General features: G+C 70.6%; 12 protein-coding genes. 4 read left to right on the plus strand and 8 right to left on the minus strand.

Translation table 11 applies throughout. From position 1 onward, the window contains the following. Positions 1 to 6 precede the first annotated feature (6 nt). Positions 7 to 2,826 carry an FAD-binding and (Fe-S)-binding domain-containing protein gene (locus ACFY0U_RS14420; protein ID WP_388634979.1) on the minus strand — a complete coding sequence of 940 codons (2,820 nt, stop codon included), beginning with the start codon at positions 2,824 to 2,826 and terminating at the stop codon, positions 7 to 9. Positions 2,827 to 2,906: 80 nt separating this feature from the next. On the opposite strand from ACFY0U_RS14420, the gene serC reads away from it, so the two are divergent. Beyond that, the gene (serC, locus tag ACFY0U_RS14425) at positions 2,907 to 4,025 is read left to right on the plus strand and encodes a phosphoserine transaminase (RefSeq protein WP_388634981.1); all 1,119 of its coding nucleotides are present in this window, start codon (positions 2,907 to 2,909) and stop codon (positions 4,023 to 4,025) included. Between the two features lie 57 nt (positions 4,026 to 4,082). Here serC and ACFY0U_RS14430 read toward each other — a convergent pair whose 3' ends face one another. The 3 genes from ACFY0U_RS14430 to ACFY0U_RS14440 all read right to left on the minus strand — a co-directional run bounded on the left by ACFY0U_RS14430 (position 4,083) and on the right by ACFY0U_RS14440 (position 7,502). Further along, positions 4,083 to 5,606: a cellulase family glycosylhydrolase gene (locus ACFY0U_RS14430; protein ID WP_388634983.1), complete on the minus strand. Its 1,524-nt coding sequence runs from the start codon at positions 5,604 to 5,606 to the stop codon at positions 4,083 to 4,085. A 112-nt stretch (positions 5,607 to 5,718) separates the two neighbouring features. After that, a complete protein-coding gene (locus ACFY0U_RS14435) occupies positions 5,719 to 6,540 on the minus strand; it encodes an ABC transporter permease (RefSeq protein WP_388634985.1) in 822 nt (273 codons plus the stop codon). Next, positions 6,537 to 7,502 (minus strand): ATP-binding cassette domain-containing protein, encoded by a 966-nt coding sequence (locus ACFY0U_RS14440; RefSeq protein WP_388634987.1) that lies wholly within the window; start codon positions 7,500 to 7,502, stop codon positions 6,537 to 6,539. The genes ACFY0U_RS14435 and ACFY0U_RS14440 overlap by 4 nt, the downstream gene beginning before the upstream one ends. An 89-nt stretch (positions 7,503 to 7,591) precedes the next feature. Between ACFY0U_RS14440 and ACFY0U_RS14445 the strand changes: the two genes are divergently transcribed. Beyond that, positions 7,592 to 8,353 carry a TetR/AcrR family transcriptional regulator gene (locus ACFY0U_RS14445; protein ID WP_388634989.1) on the plus strand — a complete coding sequence of 254 codons (762 nt, stop codon included), beginning with the start codon at positions 7,592 to 7,594 and terminating at the stop codon, positions 8,351 to 8,353. Positions 8,354 to 8,369: 16 nt separating this feature from the next. Here ACFY0U_RS14445 and ACFY0U_RS14450 read toward each other — a convergent pair whose 3' ends face one another. Then, positions 8,370 to 9,350, minus strand: coding sequence for a WD40 repeat domain-containing protein (locus tag ACFY0U_RS14450; protein WP_388634991.1), 981 nt, complete (start codon positions 9,348 to 9,350; stop codon positions 8,370 to 8,372). Between the two features lie 85 nt (positions 9,351 to 9,435). On the opposite strand from ACFY0U_RS14450, the gene ACFY0U_RS14455 reads away from it, so the two are divergent. After that, on the plus strand, positions 9,436 to 10,113 hold the full coding sequence (locus ACFY0U_RS14455; RefSeq protein ID WP_388634993.1) for an SGNH/GDSL hydrolase family protein: 678 nt from the start codon (positions 9,436 to 9,438) through the stop codon (positions 10,111 to 10,113). Positions 10,114 to 10,144: 31 nt separating this feature from the next. Here the strand turns inward: ACFY0U_RS14455 and ACFY0U_RS14460 are convergent, their stop codons facing one another. Further along, a complete protein-coding gene (locus ACFY0U_RS14460; RefSeq protein WP_388634995.1) occupies positions 10,145 to 11,023 on the minus strand; it encodes a nuclear transport factor 2 family protein in 879 nt (292 codons plus the stop codon). Positions 11,024 to 11,197: 174 nt separating this feature from the next. On the opposite strand from ACFY0U_RS14460, the gene ACFY0U_RS14465 reads away from it, so the two are divergent. Then, positions 11,198 to 12,190, plus strand: coding sequence for an aldo/keto reductase (locus ACFY0U_RS14465; RefSeq protein WP_388634997.1), 993 nt, complete (start codon positions 11,198 to 11,200; stop codon positions 12,188 to 12,190). 178 nt (positions 12,191 to 12,368) lie between these two features. Here the strand turns inward: ACFY0U_RS14465 and thpR are convergent, their stop codons facing one another. Then, positions 12,369 to 12,941 (minus strand): RNA 2',3'-cyclic phosphodiesterase, encoded by a 573-nt coding sequence (gene thpR / locus ACFY0U_RS14470; RefSeq protein WP_388634999.1) that lies wholly within the window; start codon positions 12,939 to 12,941, stop codon positions 12,369 to 12,371. A gap of 80 nt (positions 12,942 to 13,021) precedes the next feature. Next, entirely contained in the window at positions 13,022 to 14,293 is a 1,272-nt protein-coding gene (locus ACFY0U_RS14475; protein ID WP_388635001.1) for an MFS transporter, read from the minus strand. Positions 14,294 to 14,372: the final 79 nt, after the last annotated feature.

The following is a 14,372-nucleotide window of genomic DNA, read 5'->3' on the forward strand; positions in this document are numbered from 1 at the left end:
CCGGTCTCAGGCGTCCAGCCCCTCCGCCAGCACCTCCGCCAGATGCCGCCCCCGCACCCCCGCCAGCTGCTCCAGCTGAGTCCGGCACGAGAAACCGTCCGCGAGGATCGCCGTTCCGTCGGCCGCGTCCCGGACCGCTGGGAGGAGCTGGTCCTCCGCGCAGGTGCGGGACACCTCGAAGTGGCCTTTCTCGAAGCCGAAGTTGCCCGCGAGGCCACAGCAGCCGCCCGTCAACTCACCGGTCAAGCCCGCGGCTTCGCGCAGTCGGCGTTCGGCCGCGTCGCCGAGTACCGCGTGCTGGTGGCAGTGGGTCTGGCCGGCCACCGGGCGGTCCAGGCGGGGCGGCCGCCAGTCCGGGGCCAGGCGCTCCAGCGCCTCCGCGAAGGTCACCACCCGCGAGGCGAGACGGGCGGCCCGCTCGTCGTCGTGGAGCAGTTCCGGCAGGTCCGTGCGGAGCGCCGCCGCGCAGCTCGGTTCCAGGACCACCACCAGGAGGTCCGTCTCCAGCACGGGTGCCATCAGGTCGAGCGTGCGGCGCAGGACCGTACGGGCGCGGTCGAGCTGGCCCGTGGAGACGTACGTCAGACCGCAGCAGACCCGGCCGCGGTGGGCCGTGAACGGGCTGAACCGCGCCGAGGGCACCAGCGTCGGCGGCAGGACCGCCGAGACCCCGGCCGCCTCCAGCACCCGTACCGCCGCCCGCCCCACCTCCGGCGACAGATGCTCGGTGAAGGTGTCCGGCCACAGCACGGCCCGCCCGCGCGGCCCGTCACCCCGCGGCCTGAACGACCGGCTGAACGTCTTGGTCGCCACCCTCGGAATCCCGCGCTCGGGTGCGATCCCGCCCAGCCTCTTCGCCACGGCCGCCAACGGCCGTACCGATGCCAGCGCGTTGACCACCCGCGCCGTACGCGTACGCGCCACCGCCCGCAGCCACACCGGCAGCCACCCCATCGCGTAGTGCGCGGCCGGACGGCGCCGCCCCTCGTAGTGGTGGTGCAGGAACTCCGCCTTGTACGTGGCCATGTCGACCCCGACCGGGCAGTCCGACCGGCACCCCTTGCAGGACAGGCACAGGTCCAGCGCGTCCCGTACCTCCTCCGACCGCCACCCGTCGGTCACCAGTTCCCCCGCGAGCATCTCGTGCAGCAGCCGGGCCCGTCCGCGCGTGGAGTGCTCCTCCTCGCCGGTCGCGCGGAACGACGGGCACATGACGGAGGACCCGGACGCCGACGTCGTACGGCACTTCGCCACGCCCACACACCTGCGCACCGCCGCGGAGAAGTCACCGCCGTCGGCGGGGTAGCCGAAGGTCACGTCGACCGGCTCGCGCGGCAGGACGGAGAAGCGGAGGTTGGAGTCCAGCGGTGCCGGGCGCACCAGCATCCCCGGGTTCAGCAGATCGTCCGGGTCCCACACCCCCTTCGCCCGCCCGAAGAGCTCCACCAGCTCCTCGCCGTACATCCGGGGCAGCAGCTCCGCCCGCGCCTGCCCGTCCCCGTGCTCCCCGGACAGCGAGCCGCCGTGCGCCGCCACCAGGTCGGCGAGCTCCTCCGAGAAATGCCGGAAGCGGCCGACGCCCGCGTCCGTGAGCAGATCGAAGTCGATACGGACGTGGATGCAGCCGTCCCCGAAATGGCCGTACGGCGTCCCGCGCAGCCCGTGCTCGCCCAGCAGCCCCCTGAAGTCCCGCAGATACGCGCCGAGCCGGGCCGGCGGCACCGCGCAGTCCTCCCAGCCGGGCCAGGCCTCGGAGCCGTCCGGCATCCGGGTCGCCGTACCGCTGGCGTCCTCGCGGATGCGCCACAGGGCACGCTGACCGGCCGGGTCCGTCACGACCACCGCGTCCATGACGTCGGCGGCCCGCACGATCGTCTGCGCAAGCGCGCGTGCCTCGGCCTCGGTGTCACCGCCCGTCTCCACGAACAGCCACGCCCCGCCCCGGGGCAGCGCGACCGCCGAGGGCACCAGGTCGGCCGCCATGCCCTCCACCGTCAGCGGGCCGTGCGGCAGCAGCCCGGAGGCGGCCTCGGCGGCCGCGGCCTCGTCCGGGTAGCCCAGCACCGCGAGGGCACGCGCGCGTGGCGACTCCACGAGTCGTACGACGGCCTCGGTGACGATCCCCAGCGTGCCCTCGCTCCCGCAGAACGACCGGGCGACATCCGCGCCCCGCTCCGGCAGCAGCGCGTCCAGCGCGTACCCGGAGATCCGGCGGGGCAGTTCCGGGAAGCCGGTGCGGAGCCGGGCCAAGTCGCCCTCCACCAGTTCCCGCAAGCCCTCCGGCGCCCCCGCCCAGCCCTGCCCCAGCCGCAACCGCCGCCCGCGCGCGGTCACCACGTCCAGCTCCCGCACGCTGTCCGCGGTCGTCCCCCACGCCACCGAGTGCGAGCCGCAGGAGTTGTTCCCGATCATCCCGCCGAGGGTGCAGCGGCTGTGGGTGGAGGGGTCGGGCCCAAAGCGCAGCCCGTGCGGGGCGGCGGCCTCCTGGAGCCGGTCGAGGACGAGGCCGGGCTGGACGACGGCGGTGCGCGATCCGGGGTCGAGGGAGAGCAGCCGGTTCATGTGGCGGGTGAAGTCCAGCACGACCCCGGTGCCGGTGGCCTGGCCGGCGATGGAGGTACCACCGCCCCGCGCGACGACCGGTACGCCCCGCTCCCGGCAGACCTCCAGCACGGCCGCCACGTCCTCGGCGTCCCGCGGGGCGACCACACCCAGCGGGACACGCCGGTAGTTCGACGCGTCCATCGTGGTCAGCGCCCGGGAGGTGACATCGAAACCGACGTCGCCTCGGACGGCCTTGCGCAGATCGGCCTCTAGATCCGTCATGAGTCCAGCAAATCAAACGGCGCGTCTCAGCCGACGGACTGCGTTTCGACCACGTTTCCTCCACCGGCTAACCTCACTCCGTGGCTGAGATCCAGATTCCCGCTGACATCAAGCCCGCCGACGGACGATTCGGCGCGGGCCCCTCCAAGGTGCGGACGGAAGCGCTGGACGCGCTGGCCGCAACCGGTACGTCCCTGCTGGGCACCTCACACCGCCAGGCCCCGGTCAAGAACCTGGTCGGCCAGGTACGTGAGGGCATCAGTGAGCTGTTCTCCCTGCCCGAGGGGTACGAGGTCGTCCTCGGCAACGGCGGCTCGACCGCGTTCTGGGACGTGGCGACCCACGGCCTGATCGAGAACAAGTCGCAGCACCTGAACTTCGGCGAGTTCAGCTCGAAGTTCGCCAAGGCCGCGAAGCTCGCTCCCTGGCTGGCCGAGCCGACCGTCATCACCTCCGACCCGGGCACGCACCCGGAGCCGCAGGCCGAGGCCGGCGTCGACGTGTACGGCCTCACGCACAACGAGACCTCCACCGGTGTCGCCGCCCCGATCAAGCGCGTGGCCGGTGCCGACGAGGGCGCCCTCGTCCTCGTGGACGCGACCAGCGGCGCCGGCGGTCTGCCCGTCGACATCGCCGAGACCGACGTCTACTACTTCGCCCCGCAGAAGTCCTTCGCCTCCGACGGCGGCCTGTGGATCGGCGTCTTCTCCCCCGCCGCGATCGAGCGCGCCGAGCGCGTCCACGCGAGCGGCCGGCACGTGCCGGAGTTCTTCAGCCTCCCCACGGCGATCGACAACTCCCGCAAGAACCAGACGTACAACACCCCGGCCCTCGCCACCCTCTTCCTGCTCAAGGAGCAGCTGGAGTGGTTCAACGGCCAGGGCGGTCTCGCCTGGTCGACGGCGCGTACGAAGGACTCCTCGACCCGTCTGTACACCTGGGCCGAGGAGAGCAAGTACGCGAGCCCGTTCGTCGCCGACGCCGCCAAGCGCTCCCAGGTCATCGGCACGATCGACTTCTCCGACGAGATCGACGCCGCCGCGATCGCCAAGGTCCTGCGCGCCAACGGCATCGTCGACACCGAGCCCTACCGCAAGCTCGGCCGCAACCAGCTCCGTGTCGCCATGTTCCCGGCGATCGACCCGGCCGACGTCGAGGCGCTGACGAAGTGCATCGACTACGTGATCGAGAAGCTGTAGCCGCCTGAGGCGATACGACGACGAAGGGCGCCCGGCGGTCGGCCGGGCGCCCTTCTCTCATGCCGCCGTACAGGTCACGCTCGGCACACCCCCGCCCCCGGGCGCGCCACCGAACCCGAAGCTCGCCGAACCGCCCGCCGCGACAGAGCCGTTGTGCGCGGCGTTGGACGCGGTCACGGTCGCCCCGCTCTGTATGTACGACGCGTTCCACATGGTCGTCACCTTCTGCGACCCGCTCCAGGTCCAGGTCACCTTCCACGAACTGATCGCGGTCGTACCGGTGTTGGTCACCTTTACCTCGGCGTTGAAGCCGCCGCCCCAGTCGCTGCTGACCGTGTAGGCGGCGGTGCAGGCCGCCGTGCCGCCGCCGGGGCCGCCCGGACCACCGGGGCCGCCACCACCGCCCGCCGGGAAGCCCGGCGCCTTGATGCTCGCCAGGTACCCGTCCTTCACGGTGTCCACGGTCTGCCAGTCGTCCTTGAGGATCCCGCCCGTGTCACCGGAGTTGGGGTTCCAGGACCAGAAGGTCCAGTGGAAGGAGTCCGAGCCGTACGTCGACGTCGGCCGCAGATAGTCCACCAGCGCGGCCAGCCACCGCTGGTCCACGGTCGACTGGAGGGTCGTGCCGAACTCGCCCACCCACACGGGCGCGATGTTCTGCTTGAAGATGTAGCCCCAGTACCTGTCCCAGATACCGGGCATGTTGGCGGGGAAGGAGGGATCGCTGAACCAGCTCTGCTGGGCCACGCTGGTCGCGTAGTCGTGGGCCGAGTACACGACCCTGTTCGCCACGCTCAGCTGGACCGGATGGTCGGCGACGCCCATCAGGTTGCCGCCCCACCAGCCGGAGACGCCGTTGTACGTCTGGACGCCCTCGACGAAGATCAGCAGCTCGGGGTTGACGGCGAGGATCGCGTTCCCGGCCCGCTGGGCGGCCAGGCGCCAGTCCCTCGTCGTGTCGCCGCAGCCCCAGCAGGCGGGGTCGTGCGGTTCGTTGTGGAGGTCGATGCCGACGACGGTGTCCTGGCCGAGGTAACGGGTCGCCAGCGCCCGGAGGTTGGCGATCCAGGTCGACTCCGGGACCGCCGAGGTGTACCAGAGCGCCGACTGGCCGCCGGCGTCCGGGCGGTGCCGGTCGAGGATGACCTTGAGGCCGTCCTGACCGGCGTACGAGACGATCTTGTCCAGGATCTGGAGGGAGTTGAGTCCTTGCAGGTCGGCGTTCTTGCCGCCGGAGAAGTCGATGCTGTTGGGGACGGTCCCCGACTTGAAGATGTCGTCGCTGAACGGGATGCGGATCGTGTTGTAGCCCAGCGATTTCATCTGGTCGATCATGCTCTTGTAGTCGCGGGACCAGAGGCCGTGGACGACGTGATTGCCGGTCTCGAAGCCGAACCAGTTGATGCCGGCGACACGGACCGGCTGCCCGGCCTCGTCCAGGATCTGGCGGCCGCTGGTGTGCCAGTACCCGGCGCCGGCCGCGGCCTCGGCGGCATGGGCGGACTGGACCGTCTGTGCGCCCAGCGGTAGGAGCAGGGCCGCGGCCACCGCGCACAGCGCTCTTCGCAAGCTGCAGAACATGTAGCTGCTTCCTCTCGGGGGAGGGGCGCGGGCCCGGAACTCGGTGGGAGCGCTCCCACACCCGCTCCCCCCATGGAAGTCAGGTCACATGAACACGTCAAGACACTGGACGCTACCGACTGAGCTTCTGGAACCGGCGCACCGCGAGCGGCAAGAAGATCGCCGTCAGGATCACCGGCCACACGTACGCCATGAGCAGCGCGTGCTGCTCGACCCAGGTGTCCCCGCCGCCGACCGGGGTGCCGAACAGGTCGCGGGTGGCGGCGGCCGTGGAGGAGATCGGGTTCCAGGAGGCCACCGCGCCGAGCCAGTCGGGCATCAGCTGGGGGGCGACGAAGATGCTGGAGATCATCGTGAGGGGGAAAGCCACCGCGAACAGACCGCCCGCCGCCTCCGGGTTGGGCACGATCAGCCCCAGCCACACCCCGATCCAGATCAGCGCGAACCGCAGCCACAGCAGCAGCCCGAACGCGGCGAGGAAGCGCAGACCCCCGTCCGGCCGCCAGCCCATGGCGATCGCGGTCAGCATCATGATGGCCAACTCGGCGCAGGCGACCAGCAGATCGGTGATCCCGCGGCCGGCGACGACCGCCGAGGACGCCATCGGCATGGAACGGAACCGGTCGATCACGCCCTTCGTGGCGTCGTACACCACGAGCGTCGCGGTGTTGATGAAGCCGAACGCCATCGTCATCACGAACATCCCGGGCATCAGGAAGTCCTTGTAGTCCCCGCCGCCGGGCACCTGCATGGCGCTGCCGAAGACATAGCCGTAGAGCAGGACGGAGAGGATCGGGAAGCCCAACTGCCAGGCGATGTTGACGGGTTGGCGCTGGTAGTGGGTGAGACCTCGGCGGACGATGTTCCAGACGTCGGCGAGGATCCAGTACGTGCGGCCGCGGGTGGCCGGGCCGGTCAGGTCGACGGTGCTCACGCGGCGGCCTCCTTGGTCTCCGTGCGGTGTCCGGTCAGGCGCAGGAACACGTCGTCGAGGCTGGGCCTGCGCAGCCCGATGTCCTCGACGCGGACGCCCTCGTCCTGGAGGGTGCGGGCCACCTCGGTGAGCGCCGAGACGCGGTCGACGACCGGGGCGTGGACGCGCAACTCGCCCTCCTCCGCCTCGGGTTCACCGTCCGAGACGCGGGCGACGACCTTCACCACCTGGGGGATGTCGGCCCGTTCGGCGACCACGACCTCGATCCGGTCGCCGCCGACCCTGCTCTTGAGTCCGTCCGGGGTGTCGTCGGCGATGGACCGCCCCTGGTCGATGACGGTGATGCGGGAGGCCAGCTTGTCGGCCTCCTCCAGATACTGCGTGGTCAGCAGCACGGTGGTGCCGCTCGCCACCAACGCCCTGACGGAGTCCCAGACTTCGCCGCGGCTGCGGGGGTCGAGCCCGGTGGTCGGCTCGTCGAGGAAGAGGACGGCCGGGGCGAGGATCATCGACGCCGCGAGGTCGAGACGGCGTCGCATGCCGCCGCTGTACTTGCCGACGCCCTTGTGCGCGGCGTCGGTGAGGTCGAACTGCTCCAGCAGCTCGGTGGCCCGCGCCTTGGCCCGCCGGCCGCCGAGGTGGAAGAGACGGCCGAACATCTCCAGGTTCTGCCGGCCGGTGAGCACCTCGTCCACGGCCGCGTACTGCCCGGTCAGCCCGATGCGGGCGCGCACCTCGCGCGACTGGCGGACCACGTCCAGGCCGGCCACGGTCGCGTGCCCGCCGTCCAGCCGCAGGAGCGTGGACAGGATGCGCACGGCCGTGGTCTTGCCGGCGCCGTTGGGCCCGAGCAGTCCGTGCACGGTGCCCTCGCGGACGGCCAGGTCGAAGCCGTCGAGGGCGTGCTTCTCGCCGTACCGCTTCTCCAGTGCCTCGGCACGGACGGCGTATCCGTCGGTCATGGGTCCCCCTTGACTCGGTAACTGAGTACACCGTACCCGATTACGCGTACGCCGTACCCAATTAATTTCCGGGGAACTAAGCTGCACCCATGACGAGCAGTTCGGAGACCAGCGGCAGCGGCGACATCGTCCGCACCCTTGAGCTGCTGTGGGACACGGGCCGGCGGCCCAGCCGCGGGCCCAAACCGGCCCTGACCCTGGACCGGATCGTGGAAGCGGCCGTCCAGGTGGCGGACGCCGACGGGCTGGACGCGGTGTCGATGCGCCGGGTCGCCGCCGAGCTCGGCACCGGCGCGATGTCGCTGTACCGGTACGTCCCCGGCAAGGCCGAGCTGCTCGACCTGATGCTGGACCGGGTGCAGAAGCCGTCCGAGAACCCGGCGGACCTGGGCGGCGGCGACTGGCGCTCGGCCCTGGAGGCGCTGGGCCGCGCGACCCTCGCCCTCTACCGCCGCCACCCCTGGCTGCTCCAGGTCAACCAGTCCCGCCCGATCCTCGGCCCGAGCGCCCTGGACGGCATGGAGAAGGTCCTCACCCTCATCAAGCCGATGGGCCTGAGCGACCCCGAGCTGGTCTCGGCGATCATCATGATCGACGGCTATGTCGTCGGCGCCGCCCGCACCCAGCTGTACGCACAGGAGGTCGAGCGCCGCACGGGCCTGACGGACGCGGAGTTCTGGCAGGCGCAGGTGCCGACGCTGGAGAAGGTCATGGCGACGGGCCGCTACCCGGTGCTCGCCGCCCTCTCCGACGACGCGTTCGGCACCGACTTCGACCACTTCGAGTTCGGTCTGCAGCGGATCCTCGACGGCCTGGAAGTGATCGTGTCACGGCGCGCCGAGGGCAACTGACCTTCGCCGTACGCGTTCACCTGCGGCGCAGGAGCCGCCGGAACCCGAGGACGACGGCGGCCGCGACCGCCACGGCGAAGGCGCCGACCTTGACGTTGCCGTTGTCGCCGCCGCTGCTGTCGTCGCCGTCGGACTGTGCCGAACTCCCACTTCCGGACGGCGACTTGGACCCGCTGTCGCCGGGGGCGTCCTCGGCCTCCACGGAACTCTCCGAGCCCTCGCTGCCGTACATGAGCTTGGTCCCGTCGACGGAGTACGTGACGGACTCGCCCTGCCCCTGGAGGGGTACGTCGAGCCGGCCCTCCCGCTTGATGTCGCCGCCGTTCCAGTCGTACCAGATGCCGCCGAAGTAGCCGCGTACGGCGAGCTGTTGCCCGTCGGGCGAGAAGGCGGCGTCGGTGGCCCACAGGTCGACGGGGGCGACGGGCTTGAAGACGTTGGCGCCGGAGGTGGAGAGCTGGGCGGGTCCCTCGTAGAGGTGCCCGCCGTCCTCCTGCTTGTCGATGATGTAGACGCGCCCGGTCCTGGGGTGGACGATCATCGACTCGGCGTCGCGGGAGCCGTCGGAGTACTTCACGACGTACTGCTTGGCGCGGATGGTCTGGTCGGTGAGGTTCTTCGGCTCGGGGAGCTGGTAGATCCACACATACGGCCAGGTCACGCCGTCGTTGTCGCCGATGTCACCGACGTAGATCTGGTTGTCGGGGCCGATGGCGACGGCTTCGACGTCCCGCTGCTGCCCCACTCCGCTCAGGGTGATCCGCGCGACGGTCTCGCCGGTGGCGCTGTCGACGGCGTAGAGATAGCTGCCGCTGTCCTGGTCGTTGTGGGTCCAGTAGATGCCCGGGTGCTGGCGGGAGGCGGCGAGGCCGCTGGACTCGATGATGCGGGAGTCCTTGATGGTGAACCCGTTGTCCCCCTCGGCGGCGGTGGCGGGGCCCGTGCCCGTGAGGACGAGCAGGGCAGTGGCTCCGACGACACCGAGTAGCGCGCGCATGAGCCCAAGCTTGCCATCCCCCGCGGGGCGCTCACGTGTCCGGCCTCACACCCCATCGCTCCGGCTGATCGTTCATCATGAGCGGATGCTCAGGTTCATGCCCGTCGGCGACTCCATGACGATCGGAAGCGCGGGCGAACACACATGGCGCTACCGGATGTGGCAGCACCTGCGCGACACCTACGGCCGCCCCTTCGCCCTCGTCGGCCCGCGCGAGACGCTCCACGACAAGGCCACGGACACCCCCACGTCGTACGAGTACGCCGACCCGGACTTCCCCCGCGCCCACCTCGCCGGCTGGGGCGAGGGGTGGCTGCACATGGCCCCGCTGATCGGTGACGCGGTGCGCTCGTGCCGCGCCGACGTCCTGCTGGTGTCCCTGGGCCTCATCGACCTGGGCTTCTACACGAACGCGGAGCAGACGGCGGAGAACGCCCGCCGCTTCGTGGCGGAGGCCCGCTCGGCCAACCCCCGGGTCCGGATGGTGTTCCTCCCCGTGATCCCCAACGTCCGCGCCGAGGAGGACCCCGGGTTCGCCACCCAGGTCACCCTCTTCAACGAACTCCTCGCGAAGACGGTCGCCGACCTGGACGAGCCGCGCTCGGCGCTGCTGCTGGCGTCGCCGCCGGAGTCGTACGACATCGACTTCGACACGTACGACGGCACCCATCCGAACGGCAGCGGCGAGCACAAGATCGCGGAGGCCTTCGCGGAGGCCCTGCATCAGGGGTGGGGGATCGGGGAGGGGTACGGGGGTTCCTGAGCGGGCCTCCGCGCACCCACCGACTCCTGCCCTAGAACATCCCGTTCTCATTCGCCGAGCTGGCCGGTACGTCCTGGATCACGTCCCAGTGCTCCACGATCTTTCCGGCCCGTACCCGGAAGAGGTCCACGATCGCCTGGCCCCGCTCTCCCGGCGCCGGAATGTAGTGGCTGTGGACGGCGACCAGGTCTCCCTCGGCAATGACCCGCTTGGGCTCCACCTTCAGCTCGGGGAAGGCCGCGAAGTAGGCGCCCAGCCCTGACTTCACGCCTGCCACGCCGTCCGCGATGCCGGGGTTGTGCTGGTGGTATTCAGGGCCCCAGTAGCGGTCGATCGCCGACAGGTCCTTTTTCACGAGCAGTTGGTCGAAGGCGGTCGTGACCAGCTTCTTGTTGTACGCGGTGAGAAAGCCCGGCCCCGGCTGCGACGTCCGCGGCCAACTGACCGTGGAGAACATGTCGTTGCCGTTCACGGAATCCGATGGCACCGACTGTCCCACGTCCCAGTGCTCGGCGATCTTCCCGCCCTGGAAGCGGAAGATGTCGAAGACGGCCTGACCGCGGGTGCCCGGCGTCAGTACGACGTTCGAGTGCACCAGGACCAGGTCGCCCTCCGAGAGCACCCGCTCGATGTCGTACGCCGCGTCCGGGAACTGCGCGTGCACCGACGTCGCCAGCCCCTTCAGCGTCTCCGCCCCGTCCGGTGCGAACGGGTTGTGCTGGATGTAGTCCGGCCGTACGAAACGGTCCACGACCTTGGTGTCGCCGCGCTCGAAGACGCCCTTGAGGACGCGTTCGGCGACGGCCTTCTGATAGCCGAGGCGGGCGGAGTCGGGGTGGCTGACGGATGCCGGGCGCGGTGCCGCGACAGCCGGTGCGGCCGCCGCGGCGAGTACCGCGGTGGTGGCCATGAAAGCGACAACTGCCCTGCGGACAGGCGTGGTGGGGGGCACAGGACTCTCCAAGCGGTAGATATTGAAACTTCAAGCTCCAACTTTCCACAGGAAAGCACTAACTCTTGGTTAGCGTCAAGGCTCAAGATCACCCTTGCCTAGAGCGCACTCCACGCCGTTGGCTAGGGAGTCATGAAGTACACGCAGCTCGGACGCACCGGACTCAAGGTCAGCCGACTCGTCCTCGGCACCATGAACTTCGGCCCGCAGACCGATGAGGCCGACTCCCACGCGATCATGGATTCGGCCCTCGACGCGGGCATCAACTTCTTCGACACCGCCAACGTGTACGGCTGGGGCGAGAACAAGGGCCGTACCGAGGAGATCATCGGCAGCTGGTTCGCGAAGAGCCCCGCGCACCGCGACAAGACCGTGCTCGCCACCAAGGTCTACGGCAACATGGCCGGCGACGGCCCCTCCTGGCCGAACCACGACAAGCTGTCCGCCCTCAACATCCGGCGGGCCGTGGATGCCTCACTGAAGCGGCTCCAGACCGACTACATCGACGTCTACCAGTTCCATCACGTCGACCGTGACACTCCCTTCGAGGAGATCTGGCAGGCGATCGACGTCCTCGTCCAGCAGGGCAAGATCCTCTACGTGGGGTCCTCCAACTTCCCCGGGTACAAGATCGCCCAGGCCAACGAGATCGCCGCCCGGCGCGGCGGCACCATCGGGCTCGTCAGCGAGCAGTGCCTCTACAACCTCGCCGAGCGCCGCGCCGAGATGGAGGTCATCCCGGCCGCCGAGGAGTACGGGCTCGGCGTCATCCCGTGGTCACCGCTGCACGGCGGGCTGCTCGGCGGGGTCATCAAGAAGGAGGTCCAGGGCGGCCGGCGCGCCTCCGGACGGGCCGCCGACACCCTCGCCAACCCCGCCACCCGCGCGCAGATCCAGTCGTACGAGGACCTGCTCGAAAAGCACGGCATCGAACCCGGCGAGGCGGCTCTCGCCTGGCTCCTCACCCGCCCGGGCGTGACCGGTCCCATCGTCGGCCCGCGCACGGCCGAGCAGTTGGAGTCGGCGATCAGGGCGGTGGAACTGGAGCTGAGCGAGGAACTTCTGACGTCCCTGGACGAGATCTTCCCGGGTCCGGGCCCGTCGCCGGAGGCCTTCGCCTGGTAACGCCCCGAAGCGGGATGCCCTCAGGGCGCGGGGAACTGCGCACCCGGCGAACGACGCGCGGTTCCCCGGTGCTCGCCGCCTACCTACCGAGCACCGACGCCAACGCCACCACGACAAACATCAGCACCAGCACAACGGCCATGATTCGGTTACGGCTCTTCGGGTCCACCCCCCGAGCCTAACCGGCCCCGCCGAGCGCCCACCGGGCGACCACCTCGTACCGCGGCTGCTCCCCCGGCACCCCCGACCTCGGCAGGTCGCTGCGGACCAGCGCCAGCTCGCCCACGGTCCAGGTTCGGCTCGTGAAGCCGTCCAGCGCGGAGACATACGGCCGTACGTCCATGTCCGACCGGCTGCGCGCCACCGTGAGGTGGGCCTTGTACCGCCGGTGCTCCCCCATCGGCAGCCCCGCCTTCCGCGCCGCCGCCTCCGCACGGTCCGCCAGCAGCCGCAGCGCCGGCACATCGCCGCAGGCACCCGCCCACAGCGCCCGGCCGTGCCCGAACTGCCCGCCGCCGCGCACCGCCAGCTCGAAGGGCGCGGTGCGCGCGGCGGCCCGCTCCAGCCTCGTCGACAGTTCCGGTACGACGTCGTCGTCCACCTCGCCGTAGAAGGCGAGCGTGAAGTGCCACCCGGGCCGGCCCGTCCAGCGCAGCCCGTCCGCGCCGGGGAGCCTCCGTAGCTCCTCCACCTCGGCGGCGAGTTCCTGAGCGACTTCCTGCGGGGGCAGTACGGCGGCGAAGAGTCTCATGACAGCAGCCTGTCACCAGGGACGGAGAGGGGGAGCTGCCTTGCGGCGCTCCCCCTCCGGGCCGACCGGCCGAGAACTTCTCACGCCGCCGTCGCCAGCTGCTTCCGCTCGCGCGGGACCAGGCCCACCCGCGGATGCCCGTGGTGCCAGCCCACCGACAGGCGCAGGTTGCCGACCCGGGCCAGGAACAGGCCGATCGTCACGGCTGCCGAGGCGGCGATCACACCGCCGACCGCGAGGCCCGCCCGCACGCCGTACGCGTCGGTGATCCAGCCGGCGATCGGGGCGCCCAGGGGGGCGCCGCCCATGAACACCATCATGTAGAGGGACATCACCCGGCCCCGCATCGCCGGGTCGGTGCTCAGCTGGACGCTGCTGTTGGCGGTGACGTTGACCGTCATGCCGAACATGCCGATCGGGACCATGAGCAGGGCGAAGAGCCACAGGGACGGGGCGAGCGCGGCCACTATCTCCAGCGTGCCGAAGGCCACCGCACCGGCGACCAGCACCCGCATCCGCGCGGTGCCGCGCCGGGCGGCGAGCAGGGCGCCCGCGAGGGAGCCGACCGCCATCAGGGTGTTGAAGAGGCTGTAGGAGCCCGCGCCCGCGTGGAAGACGTCGTCGGCGAAGGCCGACAGGTACACCGGGAAGTTGAAGCCGAAGGTGCTGACGAACCCGACCAGGACGATGGTCCAGATCAGGTCGGGTCGGCCCGCGACGTAGTGGAGTCCCTCCCGCAGCTGGCCCTTGCCGCGCGGGGCCCGCTCGACGACGTGCAGGTCGCGCGTGCGCATCAGCAGCAGGCCCGCGATGGGCGCGACGAACGACAGGCCGTTGGCGAGGAACGCCCAGCCGGTGCCGACGCCGGTGATCATGAGGCCCGCGACGGCGGGGCCGATCAGCCGGGCGGACTGGAAGTTCGCGGAGTTCAGGCTGACCGCGTTCTGGAGCTGGTCGGGGCCGACCATCTCGGAGACGAACGTCTGACGGGCCGGGTTGTCGACGACGGTCGCGAGACCGACGGCGAAGGCCGCGAGATAGACGTGCCAGACCTCCACGTGCCCGGAGAGGGTCAGGAAGGCGAGCGCGAGGCCGGTGACGGCCATCGCGGACTGGGTGACCAGCAGCGTGGGCCGCTTGGGGAGGCGGTCGACCAGGACACCGCCGTAGAGCCCGAAGAGCAGCATCGGCAGGAACTGGAGTGCGGTGGTGACGCCGACGGCGGTCGAGGAGCCGGTGAGGCTGAGGACCAGCCAGTCCTGCGCGATGCGCTGCATCCAGGTGCCGGTGTTGGAGACGACCTGGCCCGCGAAGAAGAGCCGGTAGTTCCGGCTCTTCAGGGAGCTGAACATCGAGGACTTCGAGGACTTCGAGGACCCGACGGGGTCCTCGGGGGTAGGAGTGGACGGTGCGGGGGCGGAATCTGCTCCG

This window comes from Streptomyces sp. NPDC001536 (assembly GCF_042894505.1).
Taxonomy (GTDB): Bacteria; Actinomycetota; Actinomycetes; order Streptomycetales; family Streptomycetaceae; genus Streptomyces.

Coding starts and splice junctions, on each gene's coding strand:
- ACFY0U_RS14430 (WP_388634983.1), bottom strand. CDS start 5,606: ATGTTCTGCAGCTTGCGAAGAGCGCTGTGCGCGGTGGCCGCGGCCCTG.
- ACFY0U_RS14460 (WP_388634995.1), bottom strand. CDS start 11,023: ATGGCCACCACCGCGGTACTCGCCGCGGCGGCCGCACCGGCTGTCGCG.
- thpR (WP_388634999.1), bottom strand. CDS start 12,941: ATGAGACTCTTCGCCGCCGTACTGCCCCCGCAGGAAGTCGCTCAGGAA.
- ACFY0U_RS14465 (WP_388634997.1), top strand. CDS start 11,198: ATGAAGTACACGCAGCTCGGACGCACCGGACTCAAGGTCAGCCGACTC.
- ACFY0U_RS14475 (WP_388635001.1), bottom strand. CDS start 14,293: ATGTTCAGCTCCCTGAAGAGCCGGAACTACCGGCTCTTCTTCGCGGGC.
- ACFY0U_RS14450 (WP_388634991.1), bottom strand. CDS start 9,350: ATGCGCGCGCTACTCGGTGTCGTCGGAGCCACTGCCCTGCTCGTCCTC.
- ACFY0U_RS14445 (WP_388634989.1), top strand. CDS start 7,592: ATGACGAGCAGTTCGGAGACCAGCGGCAGCGGCGACATCGTCCGCACC.
- ACFY0U_RS14420 (WP_388634979.1), bottom strand. CDS start 2,826: ATGACGGATCTAGAGGCCGATCTGCGCAAGGCCGTCCGAGGCGACGTC.
- ACFY0U_RS14455 (WP_388634993.1), top strand. CDS start 9,436: ATGCTCAGGTTCATGCCCGTCGGCGACTCCATGACGATCGGAAGCGCG.
- ACFY0U_RS14440 (WP_388634987.1), bottom strand. CDS start 7,502: ATGACCGACGGATACGCCGTCCGTGCCGAGGCACTGGAGAAGCGGTAC.